This is a genomic window from Weissella diestrammenae, assembly GCF_014397255.1.
GTDB lineage: Bacteria > Bacillota > Bacilli > Lactobacillales > Lactobacillaceae > Weissella > Weissella diestrammenae.
In genome coordinates this window covers 840,978-863,771 of the sequence record NZ_CP060724.1, presented here as the reverse complement: position 1 = coordinate 863,771, position 22,794 = coordinate 840,978, and the positions used below count along the sequence as shown (strand labels likewise).

Annotated in this window: 17 protein-coding genes, 4 tRNA genes and 1 riboswitch; all 21 genes read right to left on the bottom strand. The window is 41.2% G+C overall.

The window, feature by feature from the left end:
- Positions 1-10 precede the first annotated feature (10 nt).
- Entirely contained in the window at positions 11-583 is a 573-nt protein-coding gene (locus H9L19_RS04240) for a xanthine phosphoribosyltransferase (RefSeq protein WP_187528486.1), read from the bottom strand.
- An 80-nt stretch (positions 584-663) separates the two neighbouring features.
- Positions 664-1,965 (bottom strand): nucleobase:cation symporter-2 family protein, encoded by a 1,302-nt coding sequence (locus H9L19_RS04235; protein ID WP_187528485.1) that lies wholly within the window; start codon positions 1,963-1,965, stop codon positions 664-666.
- Between the two features lie 84 nt (positions 1,966-2,049).
- Positions 2,050-2,146, bottom strand: a riboswitch (purine riboswitch).
- A gap of 119 nt (positions 2,147-2,265) precedes the next feature.
- Positions 2,266-3,177: an NADP-dependent oxidoreductase gene (locus H9L19_RS04230; protein ID WP_187528484.1), complete on the bottom strand. Its 912-nt coding sequence runs from the start codon at positions 3,175-3,177 to the stop codon at positions 2,266-2,268.
- 547 nt (positions 3,178-3,724) lie between these two features.
- A complete protein-coding gene (locus H9L19_RS04225; RefSeq protein ID WP_187528483.1) occupies positions 3,725-4,207 on the bottom strand; it encodes a GAF domain-containing protein in 483 nt (160 codons plus the stop codon).
- Positions 4,208-4,614: 407 nt separating this feature from the next.
- Positions 4,615-5,442, bottom strand: coding sequence for an SPFH domain-containing protein (locus tag H9L19_RS04220; RefSeq protein ID WP_187528482.1), 828 nt, complete (start codon positions 5,440-5,442; stop codon positions 4,615-4,617).
- A gap of 35 nt (positions 5,443-5,477) precedes the next feature.
- A complete protein-coding gene (locus H9L19_RS04215) occupies positions 5,478-5,816 on the bottom strand; it encodes a hypothetical protein (RefSeq protein WP_187528481.1) in 339 nt (112 codons plus the stop codon).
- A gap of 36 nt (positions 5,817-5,852) precedes the next feature.
- The gene (locus H9L19_RS04210) at positions 5,853-6,200 is read right to left on the bottom strand and encodes a toxin-antitoxin system HicB family antitoxin (protein ID WP_187528480.1); all 348 of its coding nucleotides are present in this window, start codon (positions 6,198-6,200) and stop codon (positions 5,853-5,855) included.
- A gap of 241 nt (positions 6,201-6,441) precedes the next feature.
- Positions 6,442-10,089, bottom strand: coding sequence for a DNA-directed RNA polymerase subunit beta' (rpoC, locus tag H9L19_RS04205; protein WP_187528479.1), 3,648 nt, complete (start codon positions 10,087-10,089; stop codon positions 6,442-6,444).
- A 56-nt stretch (positions 10,090-10,145) separates the two neighbouring features.
- A complete protein-coding gene (gene rpoB, locus H9L19_RS04200) occupies positions 10,146-13,733 on the bottom strand; it encodes a DNA-directed RNA polymerase subunit beta (protein ID WP_476723325.1) in 3,588 nt (1,195 codons plus the stop codon).
- A gap of 320 nt (positions 13,734-14,053) precedes the next feature.
- Positions 14,054-16,531: an ATP-dependent Clp protease ATP-binding subunit gene (locus H9L19_RS04195; protein WP_187528477.1), complete on the bottom strand. Its 2,478-nt coding sequence runs from the start codon at positions 16,529-16,531 to the stop codon at positions 14,054-14,056.
- 2 nt (positions 16,532-16,533) lie between these two features.
- Positions 16,534-17,013 (bottom strand): CtsR family transcriptional regulator, encoded by a 480-nt coding sequence (locus tag H9L19_RS04190; RefSeq protein WP_187528476.1) that lies wholly within the window; start codon positions 17,011-17,013, stop codon positions 16,534-16,536.
- Positions 17,014-17,161: 148 nt separating this feature from the next.
- Positions 17,162-17,235, bottom strand: a tRNA-Arg gene (locus H9L19_RS04185).
- 39 nt (positions 17,236-17,274) lie between these two features.
- A tRNA-Thr gene (locus tag H9L19_RS04180) sits at positions 17,275-17,347 on the bottom strand.
- Positions 17,348-17,361: 14 nt separating this feature from the next.
- A tRNA-Leu gene (locus tag H9L19_RS04175) sits at positions 17,362-17,444 on the bottom strand.
- A gap of 265 nt (positions 17,445-17,709) precedes the next feature.
- On the bottom strand, positions 17,710-18,369 hold the full coding sequence (locus H9L19_RS04170) for a hypothetical protein (RefSeq protein WP_187528475.1): 660 nt from the start codon (positions 18,367-18,369) through the stop codon (positions 17,710-17,712).
- A 4-nt stretch (positions 18,370-18,373) separates the two neighbouring features.
- A complete protein-coding gene (locus tag H9L19_RS04165) occupies positions 18,374-19,225 on the bottom strand; it encodes an aldo/keto reductase (RefSeq protein WP_243198111.1) in 852 nt (283 codons plus the stop codon).
- Between the two features lie 194 nt (positions 19,226-19,419).
- Positions 19,420-19,492 (bottom strand) — tRNA-Asn (locus tag H9L19_RS04160).
- 102 nt (positions 19,493-19,594) lie between these two features.
- Complete coding sequence (locus tag H9L19_RS08380; RefSeq protein ID WP_276509286.1) at positions 19,595-19,729, bottom strand: hypothetical protein; 135 nt, start codon at positions 19,727-19,729, stop codon at positions 19,595-19,597.
- A 252-nt stretch (positions 19,730-19,981) separates the two neighbouring features.
- Entirely contained in the window at positions 19,982-20,920 is a 939-nt protein-coding gene (hemH, locus tag H9L19_RS04155) for a ferrochelatase (protein ID WP_187528474.1), read from the bottom strand.
- Positions 20,921-20,931: 11 nt separating this feature from the next.
- The gene (locus H9L19_RS04150; RefSeq protein ID WP_420832599.1) at positions 20,932-22,272 is read right to left on the bottom strand and encodes a dihydrolipoyl dehydrogenase family protein; all 1,341 of its coding nucleotides are present in this window, start codon (positions 22,270-22,272) and stop codon (positions 20,932-20,934) included.
- 49 nt (positions 22,273-22,321) lie between these two features.
- Positions 22,322-22,762 carry a MarR family winged helix-turn-helix transcriptional regulator gene (locus H9L19_RS04145; protein ID WP_187528472.1) on the bottom strand — a complete coding sequence of 147 codons (441 nt, stop codon included), beginning with the start codon at positions 22,760-22,762 and terminating at the stop codon, positions 22,322-22,324.
- Between the last annotated feature and the right edge of the window lie 32 nt (positions 22,763-22,794).

The window sequence follows — 22,794 nt, the reverse complement described above, 5'->3', positions numbered from 1 at the left end:
GATAATTTAATTAATCAGCAAAAATAACTTGTCCATCTTCAAAAGCTGCGATGCGTGCCAATGATTCAACATGAATGCCCTTTTCATCCAAAATAGCCCGACCTTTTTGGAAAGTCTTTTCAATCACAATACCAACACCAACCACATCAACTGATGCTGCACGCGCAATTTCAAGCATGCCTTCGACTGCTTGACCATTAGCCAAAAAATCATCAATTAATAAAATGCGTTCTCCAGCTGTTAAAAAACGTTTATCAACAATAATATGATTTGTCTCTTGCTTAGTAAATGAAAAGACATCAGCAGTATAATTTTCATCTGATAGCGTCAATGACTTTTTTTTACGTGCGAAGACCATTGGTACGTCCAATGCAAGGGCAGTAAACACCGCTGGTGCAATTCCAGATGATTCAACTGTTAATACCTTATCAATTTGTTGACCCTTGAATAGTTGTGCAAATTCATTTCCCATTGCTTGCATTAACTTAGGATCAATTTGGTGATTCAAGAAATTATCAACTTTTAGGACTTCTGTGCCAATGACACGCCCATCTTGTCTGATTTTTTCTTCAAGCAACTTCATGCGTTTCTCCCTCTTAACTTTCAATTCTTTAACAAAATAAATATTTTAATTAGTATATTATATACTATTTCATAGCCTAATTAAGCGATATTCTCCAACATTTTATCTCTACCTGGTAACACAATATTTAATATAACTGCAAGCACAGCAGTGACAACCACCGCATTTTGAATCACAATCTTTAACATTGTTGGCATATGTTGGAAGAGTTGTGGATAGACCGTAATGCCGATTCCAGCTCCGATTGAAAGCGCTGCAATCATCAGATTACGTTCAGCACCAAAATCAACTTGACGCATAATTGTCGTACCCTGAACACCAATCGTACCAAATAAAATCAACATTGCCCCACCAAGTACCGGGTCAGGAATAATCGTTGCGAGTGCACCAAACTTTGGTAAAAGGCCAATCAACAACAAAATCAATGCCGCATAGTAAATTGGCTGTTTTGAACGAACACCCGAAAGCCGAACAACCCCGACATTCTGTGAAAAGGTCGAATATGGGAAGGTATTGAAAACGCCTGACAAAATGACAGCTAAACCTTCAGCTCGATAACCTTTAGCAATGCTTTTTTCGGTCAACTTCGTACCAGTTAAATCAGCAAGGGCGAAATAGACACCTGTTGATTCAATCATTGACGTTAACGCAATAATCATCATCGTCACCATAGCTGAAAGATGGAACGTCGGTGCACCCATGAAAAATGGTAACGGCAAATGAAACCATGATGCTTCGGCAACTGATGCCAATGACACTTGTCCAATCATTCCGGCATACAAAGTGCCAATGGCAATTCCGATTAGAATCGCAATTGATTTCCAAAAGCCTTTTGCTAAAATTGTCATTAAAATTGTCACTACAATTGTGACCAAGGCAATTGATAACGCAGTCCCATTACCAAAGCTCTTAGCTGTCACATCACCGCCACCAATTTTAGTTACCGCAACCGGAATCAACGATAAACCAATCACTGTAATCAATGAACCCGTTACAACCGGTGGAAAATAGTGGCGCAATTTTGAAAACAGCCCCGCGATTATGAATACAAAGATACCAGCTGCAATCGTTGCACCATACATCGCCCCAATGCCTAGGGTCCCACCAATATTTATCAATGGCGAAACCGACTGAATCGCCGACCCCAAAACCACTGGCATCGCAATTCCTGTCAATCGCGTCGTCTTTAACTGTAACAACGTCCCAATTCCAGTCATAAATATGTCTGCTGAAATAAGATATGTCATTTGTTGTGGGGTAAATTGCAATGCTGCGCCAATCAACAAGGGAACTAATATACCACCCGAATACATAGCAAGAACGTGCTGTAATCCTAAAATCATTGATTGAAACGCACTTGGCTTGGTTGTGACCTGATCCATAATTTTTGACTCCTCAATTTGAATGAATGCTTGGTCTAATCGTTACCGAGGAGAAAATAAAACACACCCAACCAAAAAGAATGGGTGTGTCAAAAGTCATTTAGTAGTCTGCGTTTCGGTGCAGGTAGGAACTCGTCGACCATTCCCCGACGATTATACTAAACATTCATATTTATATTTAATCAATTTATTTCAGATAGCGCTAAACAAAATTAAAGTCACGCCTATCTGAATTAAAATTGTATTGTTTACTAATATATAGGAATATATTTCTCTTGGCAAGACCCTATTACACTAGATTTAAAACCAAGTTAAAATTGTTTTCCCAACCAATGATTTTTGGCGTGCTCTTGCATGCACAGCCATCATATTTTCCCGATTAAAGGGTAAAATTTCACCGATACGAATTGTCACCCGTTGCGCAGCCAAATCGTTTAATAAGGATTGTAATAGCTCTCCACGCCCTTCTAAATAAGTGTGTTGAACATCAATATCGTATTGCTGAATGTTTGCTGGTATCGTCGTTAAATTTCGCAACTTACCCCCGGGTTTTAAAATTTCAGCTGATTGACGTGCCACATCGCCACCAATAGTATCTAAGACGCCATCGAAATCATGTAATTCTTTTTCGTACGCAGTATGATAGTCAACTGGCACGACTGAGCCTAGCGACTTCAAATAATCAAAATCAACTGGGCTAGCTGTGGCATACACTTCTGCCCCACGATTAAGTGCCACTTGAACTGCCATCGCGCCAACTTGTCCCGCACCACCTTGAATCAGTATCTTCTGCCCAGCTTCAACGGCTAAATCGCGGACAATCATCTGATAGCCAGTGGCAGCTCCCAACACTGCTGCCACAGCTATCACATTATCTAATCCGTCTGGTACCTTAGCCAAAGCTGATTGACCAACAGGCACATACTCAGCATACGTTTGTAAATGTCGTGTTGCTGCTACCCGATCCCCAATCTGAAAATCAGTCACAGCATCACCAACGGCTACAATCTCTCCAACTACACTCGAACCAGGAATCAACGGTAATTTATCGGCCTCACCCATTAACCCCATCACAAACTTCACATCATAAGGATCAATTGCTACGGCGACATTTTTAATCAATACTTGTTTTGGTTTTAAAGTTGGTTTATTTTGCTCAACCATTTCAAACGTATCAACTCCGCCAAATGCTTTAATTTGAATCGCTTGCATCTCTTGTACCTCCCTGTGGCTACAACTTCTAGGCTTCTAGGCTTCTAAGCTTCTAGGCTTCTAGGCTTCTAGGCTTCTAGGCTTCTAGGCTTCTAGGCTTCTAGGCTTCTAGGCTTCTAGGCTTCTAGGCTTCTAGGCTTCTAAGCTTCTAGGCTTCTAGGCTTCTAGGCTTCTAGGCTTCTAGGCTTCTAGGCTTCTAGGCTTCTAGGCTTCTAGGCTTCTAGGCTTCTAGGCTTCTAGGCTTCTAGGCTTCTAGGCTTCTAGGCTTCTAGGCTTCTAGGCTTCTAGGCTTCTAGGCTTCTAGGCTTCTAGGCTTCTAGGCTTCTAGGCTTCTAGGCTTCTAGGCTTCTAGGCTTCTAGGCTTCTAGGCTTCTAGGCTTCTAGGCTTCTAGGCTTCTAGGCTTCTAGGCTTCTAGGCTTCTAGGCTTCTAGGCTTCTAGGCTTCTAGATTAATTTTAACGCGCATTTGACGGAAACAACACAAAAAAAGCAAGTCAAGTCAAAAAATGAAAATTATCATTGATTGCCTTAAGTTGCTTAAGTCAGATTAAACATATTTTAATAGTGTTTGTACAAAATGCTCTAAATCAACTTGGTCTTCAGCTGAAAAACGATTTAGTGCCACCGAATCAATATCTAAAACACCGACCCGTTCGCCATTTTTACGGGTAATGGGAATAACAATCTCAGCGTTCGAGTCCAAGTCACATGCAATGTGCCCGTCAAAAGCATGTACATCGTCAACAACCACCGTTGTTTGATTTGAGAAAGCGTGGCCAACTACACCTTCGTTCGCTTTAATCCGAACCGTAGCTGCTTTCCCGACGAATGGGCCTAAGATAAGTTCGTCAATATCTTTATGATAAAGATAAAAGCCTGCCCAATTAACCTGGGTTAAATTCTCAAATAAAACTGCAGCGGCATTGGCATACGTAGCAATTGAAAAATCACTAGAGTCTTTTACTTCAACCCAAGTATCCAACAACTGACTGAGTAATGGCGCTTCCGATGCTAAAATCGTTTCTGTCATATTAATCACCTTATTTTCATTTGTTTTTAACATTATTGCGCCAAACCGCCAGATAGTCAATGTCTAACTTACTTTTTGCCATCTTAACATTCAAACTTCGCCATGTTATCATACAGAAAACACAATCACACAATGAAACATTCGCATTTCATTCACTTTTAACGCCAGTGAGGAAAAATATATGAAATATCTCCAAATAATTTTCCCAATGGTCTTATTGGCTGTCTTTTGGGTCTTCGGTCTATCACTCTTACTTATTTTATATCCCCATTCATTTCATCTCAATGTCTGGGATTTTTTGCCATTGCTAGCAATGTGCCTCTTAATTTTTGTAGTTAATTTAACCCATCATCGCTAATCAAACAAAGAAAAATGGCCGAACACAATCAGTTCAACCATTTATTTTTTTATTGATTATCTTTTAAACCTTGGCCTAATAATTGACCCACTACTGGTAATTGACCAAATTCAGCGGCTTTATCACTCGGTACAACAATCGTATTCGCAGGATTCTTACCTAACTCAGCAAACGCGTTAATCGATTGATTTTGGAAATACTTATCATTCGCTGATTGTAAGGCTTCTTGTACTTTATCAATCCGATATTTTTCCGCATCAGCTCGTGTCTTAGTTGCGTCCGCTTCAGCCTTAGCAGTCGACATCAATGCGTCATTTTTTGCTTTAGTCGTCAAGTCAATTGACCGTGCTTGTCCTTCAGCCGCGGCAATTGCTGCAACCCGCTCACGATCCGCCGTCAATTGCTTATCCATCGCTTCTTGAATGGCACGTGATGGTGTTAATTCATCAATATTAATTCGATCTACGTTAATACCATAGGTATTCGTCAAATCGCCAATTGCGATACTCAATTCCTGATTAATTTTAGCAGTTGAACCCAAAGATTCATTCAATTCCATACGACCAATAATGTCACGTAAATGCCCCCGCACTAATTGCGCCATCGATTCAACGGAATCCGTATTTTCATACATATACTTCACAGCATCGGTCACATGATAATTCAAAGTTACACTAGCTGATACATCCGCGTTGTCTTTTGTAATCACCGAATAATTCGGCAACCGAAGTGGTTCCATAGCCAAACTAACATTCCGAATTTTTTGGACTAACGGGATATAAAACTTCAGACCCGAATCCACAGTTGCAGTATATTTACCTAACGTTTCACGCAGCCCAACATTATTTTGGGGAACAATTTTGATTCCAAACGGCATTATTTTTTCCTCTATTTTCTGTATTTAATAGTTAATCAAGGTTTATGCACACCCTCAGTTAACCAACCTTTTAACTGATGCGTAATTTTGGTCGCCTCATTTTTTTGATATGAAGGGCCAAGCGTCACATCTCGACGCAACCGACGTATCTGAGATAACGTATTACTTTTGGGTCGCATCATACTTTGACGACGACGCTGCTGACTCTTTTGATTTGGCGACGTTCGTTGTAGCGCCTGTACTTTTTGGATCATTTTCTTTTGTTCTAGCTGGGGCTCATTTTTCTGATTACTTCGCTGTCGATTGACAGACAATTGTGTTGGTACGTCCGAATCAGCCATGATTATCCCAAAAAAGTCCCATAACATCCCCACGATAAAATACCTCCTATTTAATCTTACCTTTGCGGATTAAAATGGCCGTAATACCAATACATTACCATTTGCTTCAATAATAACGTACTGTCGTTTCGGTTCAACCGCCTGATTTCCTTCAATCAGATAACGATAATAAATACCATCAACTAGAATTAGTCCATTTTCTGGTGTCATTAATGAACCAGAAACGGTCCGTCCAACGAACTGTCGTTGCTCAAACGACGATTTTGATGGTTGGACCGACTCGAGATGGCGGGTCAATATCGTTGCGATATAGTTATTAACACTTCGTCCCTCCTTCTCTGCTGCTTGAACGATCGCTGCATGTAAATTTGCATTCAATCTTAGGGAAATTAAACCATTATATTTTTTATCTACCATGATTTGATTGTAGCACATATGATATCATTTGTCGTACATTTACGCTTGAAATACAGTTTTCGTACAAACATCACATTCAATCAAATGCGTCCAATTTAATCGACTTACCAGCGAATACGGCTTTGATCCATCACTCACGTTTTAAAATTTAGACAAATAACCCCCACGAACTCGACTTAACGTCAGTTCATGGGGGTTATTTTTTAGAATTCAATTAATAGAATGGGGCGACCCCCAACCATTATAGATTCATTGAGTTTTCAATGTCTGCAATTGAAGGAATCTTTGATCCCTCTTCAGTTGCGACCACAATAGGATCTGCATCCAACTTTGGTTTAACTGAACGATATTCTGGCATACCAGTTCCGGCAGGAATAAGTTTACCAATGATAACATTTTCCTTCAAACCAACCAATGGATCATTCTTTCCACGGATAGCAGCATCAGTCAAGACACGTGTTGTTTCTTGGAATGATGCAGCTGACAAGAATGAGTTTGTCTCCAATGATGCTTTAGTGATACCAAGTAGAACCGGACGCGCCGTTGCTGGCAATCCACCGTTCTTCAATGCATCCACGTTGGCATCACGGAATTGTGCAATATCCAATAAAGTACCAGGCAAAAGATCCGTTGAACCTGGATCCATGACACGTACCTTACGCAACATCTGGCGAGCCATAACTTCAATATGCTTGTCGGAAATTTCAACACCTTGCATCCGATAAACTTGTTGCACTTGTTCCACAATATAGTTTTCAGTTGCAAGCGTATCACGCACCTTAATCATTTCCTTAGGATCAGCTGATCCTTCGTTAATGGTATTACCACGGTGAATACGATCACCTTCGGCAAAACGCATACGTGCTGACATTGGCAATGTGTACGTCCGGGTGTCAGTTTCACCCTTAATAGTGACTTCCTTTGTGTGATCAGCTGGATTTTCTTCAATGCTTTCGATTGTTCCAGAAACCTCAGAAATCTGAGCTTGTCCCTTAGGGTTACGTGCTTCAAAGATTTCCTGCACACGAGGCAAACCTTGTGTGATATCGTCTCCGGCAACACCACCAGTGTGGAAAGTACGCATTGTCAATTGTGTACCAGGTTCTCCGATTGATTGTGCGGCAACAGTTCCAACAGCTTCACCGATTTCAACCACATCACCAGTTGCCATGTTACGACCATAACAGTGAACACAAACACCGTGTTCACTGTTACAAGTAAAGGCTGAACGAATATTAACTGTCTTAACACCAGCAGCATCAATGGCCTTAGCCAAATCTTCATCAATCATTTGGTTATGCTTAACGATGACTTCGCCAGTTTCAGGATTCTTAACTGTCTTTTGGGCATAACGGCCCAAGACACGATCATACAATGGTTCGATAACTTCGTTACCATTCATAATCGCTGAAACATCTAGCCCACGATCAGTGAAACAATCAAGTTCACGAATAATAACGTCTTGTGCAACGTCAACCAATCGACGTGTTAGATAACCTGAATCGGCCGTCTTCAAGGCCGTGTCAGTCATTCCTTTACGAGCACCGTGAGTTGAGAAGAACATTTCCAAAACAGATAGCCCTTCACGGAAGTTGGCAATAATTGGCAATTCCATGATTTTGCCGTTAGGTGCGGCCATCAAGCCACGCATACCAGCAAGTTGGGTGAAGTTAGAAATGTTTCCACGTGCACCAGAATCCGACATCATAAAGATGTTGTTGTCTGGCTCAAAGTGTTCAATCAACTTCGTTGTAATATCATCTTTTGCTTTATTCCAAATATCAATGACACGGTTATAACGCTCATCATCTGTAATCAAGCCACGACGGAATTGCTTTGAAACAGTTGCAACCTGCTCGTGAGCAGCCGCAATAATTTCAGGCTTTTCTTTCAGGTCAGTCACGTCGGCAACACCAACAGTCAATCCTGACTTAGTCGATTCATCATATCCCAAATCTTTCATTCGATCCAAAAGCAATGATGTTTCTGTTACTTTATAAATCTTGTAGACTTCGGCGATAATATCTGACAAGTAACCCTTTTTAAAGGCACCAACAATGGTTGTATTTGCCATGTATTCATGAATATCTTGACCTGGTTCTAAGAAGAACTTGTCATCAATCGCATGCAAATTAGCATCAGTTGGTTCATTTAGATAAGGGAAGTCAACTGGCAAAATGTCATTGAAAATCAATTTTCCAACAGTTGTCACCATAATCCGGTTACGTTGTTCAGGCGTGAATGGCTTACGCTCATCAAATGATGACGTTTGCACCCCAACACGTGTGTGCAAATGCACATACTTGTTTTGGAAGGCGGTACGCGCTTCATTGATGTCCTTGAAAATCATACCTTCACCTTCACGACCAGCTTCTTCTGTCGTTAGGTAGTAGTTTCCAATAACCATGTCTTGTGATGGCGCAACGATTGGCTTTCCATCCTTAGGTGCCAAAATGTGCCCAGCAGCTAACATCAAAAGACGCGCTTCAGCTTGCGCTTCATCAGACAAAGGCAAGTGAATGGCCATTTGATCACCGTCAAAGTCGGCGTTATAAGCTTCAGTTACAAGTGGGTGCAAACGCATGGCTTTACCCGAAACAAGAACTGGTTCAAATGCTTGAATTCCAAGACGGTGCAACGTTGGTGCGCGGTTCAAAAGCACTGGGTGCTCTTTGATCACGTCTTCCAAAACGTCCATTACATCATCATCTTTACGATCAATTTTACGTTTTGCGGCACGAATATTGCCCGCAAGGTCACGCGCAACTAATTCTTTCATGATGAATGGTCGGAACAATTCCATTGCCATTTGACGTGGCAACCCCATTTGATTCATCTTCAAGAAAGGACCAACGTCAATAACTGATCGACCAGAGTAATCAACACGCTTTCCAAGTAGGTTCTGACGGAAACGTCCTTGCTTACCCTTTAGCATATGTGACAATGACTTTAATGGCCGATTTCCTGGCCCAGTCACTGGTCGACCACGACGACCATTATCAATCAACGCGTCAACCGCTTCTTGCAACATACGCTTTTCATTTTGCACGATAATACCAGGTGCATTTAATTCAAGCAAACGCTTCAAACGATTGTTACGGTTGATGACACGACGGTACAAATCATTCAAATCAGATGTGGCAAAACGACCACCTTCCAATTGAACCATTGGTCGCAAATCAGGTGGAATGACAGGAATGACATCCATCACCATCCACTCTGGCTTATTACCAGATTTAACAAAGGCCTCAATAATATCCAAACGGCGAACCGCACGAATACGTTTTTGACCAGTAGCTTCACGCAAGTCAGCTTTTAATTGCTCAACTTCGCCTTCTAAATCAGCGTTTGCTAGCAAAGTTTTAACTGCTTCAGCACCCATTTTAGCTTCAAATTGGTTACCATATTGCGCTTTATTTTCACGATATTCACGTTCTGACAATAGTTGCTTAGCAACAAGCGGTGTATCCCCACCATCAGTTACAACGTAAGACGCGAAGTAAATCACTTCTTCTAATTGACGAGGTGACATGTCCAAGACAAGTCCCATACGTGAAGGAATTCCCTTAAAGTACCAGATGTGTGAAACTGGTGCAGCTAATTCGATATGCCCCATACGTTCACGACGTACCTTGGCAGAAGTCACCTCAACTCCACAGCGATCACAAACGATTCCCTTATAACGGATTCGCTTGTACTTACCACAGGCACATTCATAATCTTTAGTTGGCCCAAAGATACGTTCGTCAAACAAACCATCTTTTTCCGGCTTAAGTGTCCGGTAATTGATTGTCTCAGGCTTTTTTACTTCACCATAAGACCAGCTACGAATTTTGTCTGGGCTAGCCAAACCAATTTGCATGCTTTCAAACTTATTGACATCAATCAATGTTATGACCCCTTTCAGTTAGATCCTATATACAATGTAAGTTTAATTCTCAAACATTACTCAGCGTCGCTAGCTTTGGCTGTTTCACCTTCAGCTGCAAATTCTTGCGCTAACCGTTGTGCTTGAGCTGTGGCAACCTCGATATTGACAACTGAGTCATCATCATCCATTTCACGTAGCTCAATTTCACGATCATTACCATCAAGCACCTTCATATCCAAACTCAAAGCTTGCAATTCTTTAACAAGCACGCGGAATGACTCTGGCACACCAGGCTTTGGAATTTGTTCACCCTTAACAATCGCTTCATATGTCTTAACACGGCCGATGACATCATCAGACTTGTAAGTCAAAATTTCTTGCAAGGTATGTGCAGCCCCATATGCTTCCAAGGCCCAAACTTCCATTTCTCCGAAACGCTGTCCACCGAATTGTGCCTTACCACCCAAAGGTTGTTGTGTAACCAATGAGTAAGGGCCAATTGAACGTGCGTGGATCTTGTCGTCAACCATGTGGGCCAACTTCATATAGTGCATAATTCCAACTGAAACACGCTTGTCGAAGGCTTCTCCTGTACGACCATCGTACAAGATTGTCTTACCATCAGAGGGTAATCCAGCTTCCTTAACAGCTTCCCAAATATCAGAATCACGCGCCCCGTCAAAGACAGGCGAAGCAATGTGAATACCAAGCTCACGTGCAGCCATTCCCAAATGCAATTCAAGCACTTGTCCAATGTTCATACGTGAAGGCACACCCATTGGTGACAACATAATGTCGATTGGCGTTCCATCTGGCATAAATGGCATATCTTCAGATGGCACAATGACTGAAACAGTACCCTTGTTTCCATGACGTCCGGCCATCTTGTCACCCACTTGAATCTTACGACGTTGGGCGATATAAACACGAACCATTCGGTTAACACCTGGTGCTAATTCGTCACCATTTTCACGCGTGAAAATACGGACATCTTGTACGACACCGCCACCACCGTGAGGGACACGCAATGACGTATCACGTACTTCGCGTGCTTTTTCACCAAAGATAGCATGTAGCAGACGTTCTTCAGCTGATAATTCAGTGACACCCTTTGGCGTAACTTTACCAACTAGGATGTCGCCATCTTCAACTTCAGCTCCAATCCGGATTGTCCCATCTTCGTCAAGATTACGAAGTTGTTCTTCACCCGTATTTGGAATTTCACGTGTAAATTCTTCAGGGCCAAGCTTTGTATCACGCGCCTCTGATTCATATTCTTCAATGTGAATTGACGTATACACGTCATCGCGAATCAAACGTTCATTAATAATGATCGCATCTTCGAAGTTATATCCTTGCCAAGTCATAAAGGCAATCAATGGGTTTTGTCCCAAAGCCAATTCACCTTGTTCCATTGATGGTCCATCAGCCAAAACTTCATCAACATCAACAGCATCGCCGACTTGCACGATTGGTCGTTGGTTGTAATTCTTTCCTGCATTTGAACGACGGAACTTCATTAACTTGTACGTGTCTAGTGCACCATCTTCACGACGAATACGAATTTCACGTCCATCAACATATTCAACAGTTCCAGCGTGTGCGGCAATGATTGCCACGCCGGCATCATGCGCTGCTTTATATTCAATTCCAGTTCCAACAAGTGGGGCATGTGGATTGATCAATGGCACAGCTTGACGTTGCATGTTGGCACCCATCAAGGCACGATTTGAGTCATCGTTTTCCAAAAATGGAATAGCCGCTGTGGCAACCGCAACAATTTGCTTTGGTGAAACGTCCATGTAGTCGACTTGGTCAATTGAAACTTCAATATTATCATCACCACGACGAGCCAAAACTGTTTCCGTTGCAAATGAACCATCTTCATTCAAGACCGAATTTCCTTGCGCAACCGTGAAATTATCTTCTTCATCGGCAGTTAAGAAATCAATCCGGTCAGTCACTTTGTGATCTTTCCATGACACACGACGATATGGTGTTTCTATGAAGCCATACTTGTTAACTTTTCCATAAGTGGCCAATGAATTAATCAATCCAATGTTTGGTCCTTCAGGCGTTTCAATTGGGTCCATACGTCCATAGTGCGTATAGTGCACGTCTCGCACTTCATATCCCGCACGGTCACGTGTCAATCCACCAGGTCCCAAGGCCGACAAACGGCGCTTGTTAGTCAATTCACCCAAAGGATTAGTTTGATCCATGAATTGTGACAATTGTGATGAACCAAAGAATTCTTTCACAGCAGCAACAACAGGTCGAATATTAATCAGTTGTTGTGGCTTAACAGTTTCAGGGTCAAGTGTTGTCATTCGTTCACGAACAACACGTTCCATTCGTGTAAGTCCAATGCGGAAAGTGTTTTGGAGCAATTCCCCAACGCGTCGAATACGACGGTTACCCAAGTGATCAATGTCATCAACATTTCCAATACCATATGGCAAGTTAAGGAAATAATTCATACCAGCAATAATGTCAGCTGGTTGTACCGTCCGAACACCAGCATCAATTTGACCATTACCAATAATTGGCAAAACGTTTTCTGGATCAGAAGGATCTTCAACAAGAATCGTTTGCAAAACCATTGGTGTTGTCACAACTGCGTCATCAGATGGTGTGTAAGTCACCGTCTTAAACGCATTATTTTGTAGGAATGGCTTTAGTGTTCCCAAAACCTTCTTATCAATTACTGTTCCCTTGGCGGCTAGAACTTCACCAGTTTCTGGATCAGCCAAAGTCTCACCCAAAGTCAAACCAAGCAAACGATTCTCTAGCGCCAATTTCTTATTAATCTTGTAACGACCAACAGGCGCGAGATCATAACGCTTAGGGTCAAAGAAACGTGCGTCCAACAAGTTACGTGACGCATCAACCGTCTTAGGCTCTCCTGGACGAAGCTTTTCAAAGATGTCCTTCAAAGCTTCTTCAACACGAGAATCATTCATATCTTTATGAACGTCTTTTTCCAAAGTTAGGTTAATTGAATCGTATTGATTACCCAAAATTTGCAAAATTTCATGGTCTGAGCCATATCCCAAAGCACGTACTAACTCAGTCACTGGCAACTTACGAGTCCGATCAATACGAACATAACTCAAGCCCTTAGCATCTGTCTCATATTCAAGCCATGCACCACGAGATGGAATAAATGTTGTCCCATAATGTGGGCGACCATTTTTATCATTTTCGACATTATAGTAGACACCTGGCGAACGTACTAATTGCGAAACAATGACACGTTCGGCACCATTAATGATAAACGTACCACTTGGTGTCATCTTTGGAAAATCACCAAAGAAGATGGCATCTTCTTGGATTTCACCCGTTTCATGATTCGTTAAACGTAGTGTGACTTCCAACGGTGCTGAATAATTTGCATCGTGCATACGTGCTTCTTCAACAGAGTATTTCTCATCTTTTAACTTGTAATCAACGAATTCCAGGGTGAGCTTACCTTGGTAGTCTTCGATTGGCAAAATGTCGTTAAACATTTCACTCAATCCCTCGTCCATAAACCAATCATATGAATCTTTTTGAATTGCAATCAAATTTGGTAAATCTAACACTTCCTTAATTCGCGCATATGAACGACGAACTCGGTGCTTACCATATTTAACTAAATGATGTTCTGCCAAGTTTTCCACCTCACTTAAATTTTGGTCACTGCGTACCAAGTAAAATATTACAATTTAGTTACAAAGTGTGTATTTTACCTGTTTTTAAGCGCAAAAAAGATAATAGCGCTCTTTTATTTCGAATCGCTATTATCCTTGCTATATGGGCATTTAGGGACAATATTTCCTAAACACCCTTTTAAAATACACAGTTAAACTAATAATAATATATCAGATTTTGCGTGTTTTTTCAAGTGTCAACACCCGATTGCTCGGGATTCAAATGCCATTTACCACTCATCTTAAAAACAAAACAACTAGTTTTTACTAATCGTTTTGTTCATCATGCATTATGCTTGTGGAAGTGACGCATTTTGCACCACTTTTGGTTTTACATTGACGGTAATTTCACCCTTTTTCGCCCCAATCGTGACGATATCATTCATTGTGATTTTGCCCGCCAACAACTCTTCACTTAACCGATCTTCCACCTTCTGCTGCAAAGCTCGGCGAATTGGGCGTGCCCCATATTCCGGATCAAAGCCAGCTTCAGCTACCAAATCAATTGCTGCTGCAGTAATCTTAACTGTAAAGCCTTGTTCTGCCACACGTTTCAACATGGCCGTCGCCATAATCTTAACAATTTGATGTAACTCTTGCTTGTTTAAGGCTCGGAAAACAACGACCTCATCAATTCGATTAATAAACTCTGGTCGGAATGCTTCCTTAAGCGTCTTACGAACGACAGCATTCATTTTGTCATAATCATCAACATTATTATTTGCGCCAAATCCAACTGATTTTTCATCACGTAAACGTGTCGCACCCAAATTAGATGTCATAATAATAATCGTATTTCTAAAATCAACTTTACGTCCCTTAGAATCCGTCAAATAGCCATCATCAAAGACCTGCAACATCAAATTATAAACATCAGGATGGGCTTTTTCAGCTTCATCAAGTAGCAAAACTGAATATGGATTACGACGCACCTTTTCCGTCAATTGACCGCCTTCATCATAGCCAACGTAACCTGGTGCCGACCCAATTAAGCGACTTGTTGAATAGGCTTCCATATACTCTGACATATCAACCCGAATCATATTATCTTCTGAGCCAAACATCGCTGCCGCCAACGCCTTTGCCAACTCAGTTTTACCAACTCCAGTTGGCCCTAAGAACATAAATGTACCAATTGGTCGGTTGGGATCCTTGAGTCCTGAACGGGCACGACGAATAGAACGTGCAATCGCCGATATTGCTTCATCTTGTCCAACAACTCGTTCATGTAAGACATGTTCCAAATTCAATAAACGGGCTTGTTCGCTTTTTTCCATTTGCGTCAATGGAATACCCGTTTGTTCCGAAACGACTTCAGCAATATCCTCAGCGGTTACCTCAAGTTCATATTTAGCATCCATTGCTTGTTGCGTTTGAAACTTATCCAAGCGTTTCTTTTGTGCCATTTCCTTTTTTCTTAGCTGTGCAGCTAATTCAAAATCCAGTTTTTCGATTGCCTGGTCTTTTTCATCCCGCAAGGCATTGAGCTTTTGTTCAATTTTGGCAATTGGTGTCTGATGACCAGTCCGATCAATTCGAACCTTAGCCGCCGTCTCATCCATAATATCAATTGCTTTATCAGGTAAGAATCGGTCAGAGATATAACGTACCGATAACTTAACTGCCTCGATAATTGCATCATCTGAAATAGATACCTGATGATGTTGCTCATATCGTGGTTTCAATCCTTTTAGGATTTCAATCGCGTCGGCTTCATTTGGCTCGTTCACCTGAACTTGTGCAAACCGGCGTTCGAGCGCTGAATCAGTTTCAATATATTTTTGATACTCATCTAACGTGGTTGCACCAATTGTTTGCAATTCACCTCGTGCTAATGCCGGTTTCAAAATGTTTGATGCATCAATCGCACCTTCAGCGCCACCAGCTCCGATTAACGTGTGTAATTCATCAATGAATAGAACGACTTGCCCGTCAACGTATATTTCTTCGATAATCTTTTTTAATCGATCTTCAAATTCACCACGATATTTCGTACCAGCAACCAATGCACCCATGTCTAACATCATCAAACGTTTATTAGCCAAATCATTTGGCACATCCCCCGCAATGATTTTTTGTGCCAAGCCTTCAGCAATCGCCGTCTTCCCAACACCAGGTTCACCAATTAAAACTGGATTATTTTTCGTTCGACGTGACAAGATTTGAATGACGCGTTTCACTTCAGCGGAACGACCAATCACCGGATCCATTTTATTTTCACGTGCTTGTTCGGTTAGGTCGCGTGCAAGTGAATCTAACGTCGGTGTCCCTTCAACTTCTTTTTGTGTCGTTCTTTGACGCCCACGTCCTTTCGATTGCGAACGCTCCTCTACCCCTAACTTTTTCAAAATGGCCCGTCGTACTTCTGAAGGACTCACATTCAATGTCATTAAAATGCGAGACGATAGAATCGCTTCGTCAGAAACTAACGCTAGCAATAGATGCTCCGTCCCAATTTTTCCTGCATTTAAACGTTTCGCTTCAGCTGTTGCTAAGGCCAAGATTTCAGCTGCTTTGGGCGAATATGGCCGATAACCATGTTCAGCTCTTGAAACAGTGCCATAGCCGATAAATCCTTCAATCTCTTCACGGACAGCATCGGTTTCAACGCCAAACTGTCCAAGCACCTTACCTGCAATCCCATCTTGTTCAATCAATAATGCTAATAACAGATGTTCCGTTCCAACCGCTTGGTGTTTAAAATACCGTGCCTGTTCTTGAGCTAAAACGAGGACATTTTGGGCACTCTCCGTATATTCATTTGCCATAATTAAAACTCCTTTGCAATATCAAAACGCAACCGATTCAATAAATTTTTGAGCAACTGTGCTCGTAACACATCTGAAGTCTCGACATTTCCAACATCTAGCGCTTCCCGATTGAGCATCGCCATAATTAACTCGACTTCATGCGCTGTCACGAGATGTTCGGCACATAAAAGATGAACAACTTCATTTGCGCCACTCGGTGTAATCCGTTGACCTACCTCAGCAATTAATTGATCTAACCACCCGTGCTCTTGTCGAATCGCAACTTTCTCAATCCGAATGTAACCACCACCGCCACGTTTCGATTGAACAATGTATCCGCGTTTCGTCGAAAAACGACTATTAATAACATAATTAATTTGCGACGGTACAACAGCAAAGCGGCGGGCAAGTTCAGAACGTTGAATTTCAGCATACTTTTCCTCAGCCATCAATTGCAAAAGATAAGCTTCGATGATATCTGACATGTTTTTATCCGCCATTTACCCCACCTCGTCACCTTTCTGGTCAACCTTTGACCAATCTTGACTTAATTATAATTGAAAACCAACAGAATACCTAATGATTTAATCATTTTTACGATAAGAAAAGAGACCAGCTATGCCGATCTCTTTTTTCTTGTTTAATTGATGCACCTGGCAGGACTCGAACCTGCAACCTTCTGATTCGTAGTCAGACACTCTATCCAGTTGCGCTACAGGTGCATAATATATTGATATGGCTGTTCATATTTATCAAGCCAATGCCGACTACTGGATTCGAACCAGCGACCCCTTCATTACTAGTGAAGTGCTCTGCCAACTGAGCTAAGTCGGCTTGATAGATATAAATGCGGATGACAGGAATCGAACCTGCACGTCACAAGGACACAGGAACCTAAATCCTGCGCGTCTGCCAGTTCCGCCACATCCGCATAGATGTTTCGCCCGTTTGGCTTAAACAACTTTTATATCTTACCAAGTACCACAATAAATGTCAATCTATTTTACTAATTAAATTTTTGAACAATTCATTAACCACCTATTTTAGCCCTTTTAATTAGCGTTTTTAGCTATTTAATTTTTTTGATTTTTATTGAAATCACAAATTATTAACTCGCTATCAAGGTCACTGACCGCCTGATAAACAAAATGTTTTTAATCCTCTCAATTAAAAATCAACGGACATCTCAATCAAACTCACACTTTAATTTGCCGTAAGGTTTGCCACCATTTCAATCCTGCCACATCTTCTCCGTTTTGTGGTTCTATCAATGGCACAGTGCTATACAAACTCTGCACCCGTTGCCAATCAATTTGATTAACCGGCGTACTCATGCCTTGTTCTAACGCATCAATCTGAGCCCTTGTCACTTGACCTAGCCGTTCTGGTTGTTGTGCATATTGACCCATAAACCAATTAATAGCTAAATGTTGCTTCAATATCATTTGAAACTGATCTGTGGACAGTGTATCAATGGTTTTCCGCCGTGCAAGTGGCACACTTGGCAATTCTTTGACTAAGAAGTGGGTAAACTTTGTCCATTCACTCGCTAAAATATAATAGAATTGCCATGGCACTTGGTTGCCAATCCGTTGTAACAATGACGTCACTAACGATTGCAATTGCCAATGATTCTCATTATCACCTTCATTAATTAGCATTTCTAAAAAACGGCTCATGGTTTCTTGTACAATTGGTGCTTGCTGATGCTTTTGTGTTAAATGATAACGGACGAGTAAAAAATCATGTAATTGTTGGTCATCAATTTGATTCATTTGTTTTGCTGGCTGTCGGCGTCTGAAGTTTTTCTGCTGTTTAATGCTTGATGATTGTGCAAAACTGCCTTGTTTGACCATGATGTTACCACTTATCTTCCATATAATTTTCGTCTGGGGCACCCATAATTCGTTCGCCACGCTGCAAAGCATCAATCTTTGCCATATCTTTGACTGTCAATTGAAAGTCAAGGTTTAAATTCTCTTGTATGCGCTCTGCATGCGTTGTGCTTGGAATAATCGCCACATTTTTTTGTAAATGCCATGCCAAAATAATTTGTGCCACTGATACCTGATAACGTTCCGCGATTTTTGCAATAACTGGATCATGCAGTACTTGACCACGACCTAAAGGTGACCATGCTTGATGATAAATCCCCAAGGTTGTTAAATATTCATGTAAAACGTGTTGATTAAAATATGGATGCGTTTCAACTTGATCGATAGCCGGCATAATCGTCGCCTGCGTTAACAACCGATCCAGATGATGACTTTCAAAGTTTGAAACACCAATTGCCTGTACTTTACCTGCTCGGTATAACGTTTCTAGTGCGCGCCAGGTCTCAAAAAATGGGCCATATTTTGGCCAATGCACGAGATATAAATCTAAATAATCGGTCTGCAAAGCCTGCGTCGTTGCCTCAAATGCAGCCAACGTCTGTTGATAGCCCTGCTCCGTTTGTGCCACCTTCGATGTGATAAACAACTCGTCACGTGGAATCCCAGCGGTTGAAAAAAATTGTCCTAATTGTCTTTGATTCCCGTAACTTGCTGCAGTGTCAAATAATCGATACCCTGCCTGAATAGTTAACGTTAACGTCGGTTCAAGTGCTGTCAAATCACCACTAATGTCAGTACCAAATCCAATCATCGGCATTTCAACGCCGTTATTCAATGTTATTGTCCGCATCTCGCCACCACCTTTTTGACCAGTCATGCCATGCTAAAAATATACTGTTATTATACCTTATTTAAAAGACATTCAACGACATACGTGCTTGTTTGTTCACCTAATCTCCGAGATACCATTTTAAAAAATCATTCTGGGTCACATGTTGACATCCTTAAACAGTTTAAATGTTTTTTCATATACAAAAAAACTCACATTTCTGTGAGTTTAATTCTAATTCACTCCGAATGTCGGGCTCGAACCGACGACAGCACGATTAACAGTCGTGTGCTCTACCAACTGAGCTAATTCGGAATCACTTTGGTAGTTTATCTACCACAAGATATAATTTTAGAAATTTTGTATGCATTTGTCAACCACTAGTAATTATCATCTGCTCTCAATTGACCGAAAGATTTAATCTGTATTCTTCTGACCATCCACCAATACTTTGCGACGCTCGATAATTAGCGCATCTAGTTGATCCAACAAACTCAAATCGTTAATTTCTTCAATATACGTGCGAATTGCATTTAAATTCCCTTCTGCCATAATTATTTACCTCCTTTCCATGAGTAGAGTATAGCATGGTTCCCTTCAAATTTTGATGCTCAGACTTTCGGCATACACCACTATTCCATATTTACGTAAGCTTTCCATGGAAATAATTTTATCACAACGCCCTAACTCGTCTATTTCAAACAATTTAAATTAATATCCAAAAAAGCCTGCATGCAATTGTTACATTACTAAGTGATTAATCACTCACATTAACAATATGTTGCATCTTACAGGCCGTTGGTTTTAATTCAAAGTATCCCTGGCCAAAGTTACTAATAAATCAGTAAAAGCCAAACTATCATTAAATGGTTGAACAACATCGAACAGTTCGCCGCCCATCGCCAGAAACTCATCATGATTTTCAACTTGAATCTCTTCTAGCGTTTCAATACAGTCAGCAACAAAGGCTGGTAAAGCAACTAATACACGTCGTTCATTATGCATCGGTAATTGTGCCAGTGTCGCTTTTAAATATGGTTTTAACCAGGGCATTGGTCCAAATTTAGACTGAAAGACTTGCATTGTATTATCAGCATTTAAATCAGGCATGCGGGACATAATTCCAGTCGTCGTTGCATTGACTTGTTCTAAATATGGATCACCTTGGCGAATATATGACGTAGGTAAACCATGATAACTCAATAATAATTTATCATATTGTTTCGTTTGCCAACGCGCTGCAATGTTTTTCGCCAGTAAGTCAAGATATTTGGGGTGCGCATAGAAATTTTTAATCACTTGTGCCTCGACACCACTGGCAGCAACTTGTTCTTCAATCGTTTTAGTTGTCGTTGCACTATATTGCGGAAACAATGGTAAAACAACAATTTTATCAGCCCCAGCTGCTTTTAAAGCATGTAATTCATCAATCACACGTGGCATACGATATGTCATGGCATACTTCACAATCCAATCAGGTAATTGTGCTTGTACTTGCTCAGCCTGCAAACGTGTATACTTTCTCAAGGGCGATTCGCCTCGGTCCCAAATCCGTTCATATAATGCTGCTGAATGCCATGAGCGTGTCGGCAATATAAACCGATGTAAAATCGGTTGCCACAGCCACTTCGGCATTTTGATAACGTTAGGATCTGACAAAAACTCATTTAAATAAGCACGAACGTCTGACGTAGCAAATGTATCAGGTGTGCCCAAATTTACCAGTAATAATCCTTTAACCATTTTCTACCCCTTTAGAGCATGCCTAAAGCATCACTTGTAATTGATGGGAACAAAGGTACCAAACGGTTCAATTGCTCAGCGGTATAGTCAAATTCGATTGCTGGCAAGAGCGTATTGATGACATCGTCTGCTTGAGCAGAAACTTCAATCGCCCCAACCAAATGACCACTTTCACGGTCAAAGATGAGCGTACTTTCACCCACCGTTTCTTGTGTGACCTGTCGATACCAACTATCACTGATTTTATTTCGTTTAATCTCATATTTGGTAGGCATTGCTTGTGCTTCAGAGACCGAAATACCTGCTTGCGCAATTCGTGGTGACGTAAAGACAACCGTTGGAATCACTGGATAATCAATCGCTTGATCGGTCATTCCTGCAAATTGACGCATCAAATATAGTGATTCAAAAATAGCCGTTGGCGTTAACTTTGGTTGCTTTTTGTCCAACACATCCCCAGATGCATAAATATTTGCCACGGTCGTTTGCAGATGATCATTGACGACAATCCCTTGCTCAGTCGTTTGAACGCCAATCGCTGCTAATCCTAATTCATCAGTATTTGGTATCCGACCGGTTGCGTTTAAAATCCAATCAGCTGCATAAGTCGATTGATTAGTCACCACAATTAAATGATCTGCTTGGGATTGAATCGCTTGTGTTTTAACATCACGAACAATTGTCACACCACGTTGAATTAAGTCTGACAAAACCAGTTCAACATATGGTTGGTGAAATTGTTTTAATCCTGCTTCATGATTGAATAAGACGGTGACTTGTGCCCCAGCTGCATTTGCAATTGTCGCAAATTCTAACGCAATATAGCCTGAACCAATAATAACCAACTTATCAGGCATATGATCGAGCGCCATAAAATCGGTTGAATCATGAACATACGCTTGTCCCTCAATCGTCAATGGCTTTGGCCGTAATCCGGTTGCAATCACAATTTTTTCAGCTGTGTATTCTTTCCCATCAACTGTAACTGTATGGGCATCGACAAACCGACCATGACCATGGATGATTTCAACCCCCTGCTCGCGCAATCCGCCTGCAATCATCGCTGGCAAATCTTGAATAACCATATCCTTATGTTTAACATCAGCTGCCCAGTCGATTTGTACTTGTCCTGAAATCCCATGGCCATTTAATCGCTCAAATTCGCGTTGCAATTGCACAGGGGCATCTAATAGAATTTTTGCGTTGCAGCCATAATTTGGACAGGTACCACCAATTTTATTTGCTTCAATCACACCCACACGCAAACCTTTAGCTGCTAACGGGATAGCACCATCAAATGTGCCATGCCCACTACCCAAATATAAAACATCAAATTGATATGTCATCATGATTCTCCTCCAATAATTTGATTCTAATGCAATACATCATCAACGTTAGTGCTTATTCTTGTGACAAATTATGAAACAACTTAGCGGTCAAGTTAAATAAATCATGCCACTCTTCTTCGTTTAAGCCACTTTTTTCGACTAACATCTTTGGCAACATCAATGCTTCTTGACGTTTAGCTCGACCGGCTGGCAAAAGTTCAATTTGTACCACCCGCTCGTCATCATGACGACGCGACCGCGAAATAAAGCCGATGCTTTCCATCCGTTTCAACAAAGGTGTCAACGTTCCTGATTCAAGGTCAAGCAAGTGACCAATCTCATTCACCGTCATTACTGGTTGCTCCGATAAACTCACTAAAACAAGATATTGAGGATACGTTAATCCCAAAGCCTTAAGCTGTGGATTATAGAGCCGTTGAACTGCCCGTGATGTGACATAAAGATTAAAGCATAAGTGACTGTCTAAAGAGAGATTTTCTAAATCAAATTGCATATAATTGCTTCCATTCCAATCAATTTCATTTT

Coding starts and splice junctions, on each gene's coding strand:
- H9L19_RS04240 (WP_187528486.1), bottom strand. CDS start 583: ATGAAGTTGCTTGAAGAAAAAATCAGACAAGATGGGCGTGTCATTGGC.
- H9L19_RS04235 (WP_187528485.1), bottom strand. CDS start 1,965: ATGGATCAGGTCACAACCAAGCCAAGTGCGTTTCAATCAATGATTTTA.
- H9L19_RS04230 (WP_187528484.1), bottom strand. CDS start 3,177: ATGCAAGCGATTCAAATTAAAGCATTTGGCGGAGTTGATACGTTTGAA.
- H9L19_RS04225 (WP_187528483.1), bottom strand. CDS start 4,207: ATGACAGAAACGATTTTAGCATCGGAAGCGCCATTACTCAGTCAGTTG.
- H9L19_RS04220 (WP_187528482.1), bottom strand. CDS start 5,442: ATGCCGTTTGGAATCAAAATTGTTCCCCAAAATAATGTTGGGCTGCGT.
- H9L19_RS04210 (WP_187528480.1), bottom strand. CDS start 6,200: ATGGTAGATAAAAAATATAATGGTTTAATTTCCCTAAGATTGAATGCA.
- H9L19_RS04195 (WP_187528477.1), bottom strand. CDS start 16,531: ATGGCAAATGAATATACGGAGAGTGCCCAAAATGTCCTCGTTTTAGCT.
- H9L19_RS04190 (WP_187528476.1), bottom strand. CDS start 17,013: ATGGCGGATAAAAACATGTCAGATATCATCGAAGCTTATCTTTTGCAA.
- H9L19_RS04170 (WP_187528475.1), bottom strand. CDS start 18,369: ATGGTCAAACAAGGCAGTTTTGCACAATCATCAAGCATTAAACAGCAG.
- H9L19_RS04165 (WP_243198111.1), bottom strand. CDS start 19,225: ATGACTGGTCAAAAAGGTGGTGGCGAGATGCGGACAATAACATTGAAT.
- H9L19_RS08380 (WP_276509286.1), bottom strand. CDS start 19,729: ATGGCAGAAGGGAATTTAAATGCAATTCGCACGTATATTGAAGAAATT.
- hemH (WP_187528474.1), bottom strand. CDS start 20,920: ATGGTTAAAGGATTATTACTGGTAAATTTGGGCACACCTGATACATTT.
- H9L19_RS04145 (WP_187528472.1), bottom strand. CDS start 22,762: ATGCAATTTGATTTAGAAAATCTCTCTTTAGACAGTCACTTATGCTTT.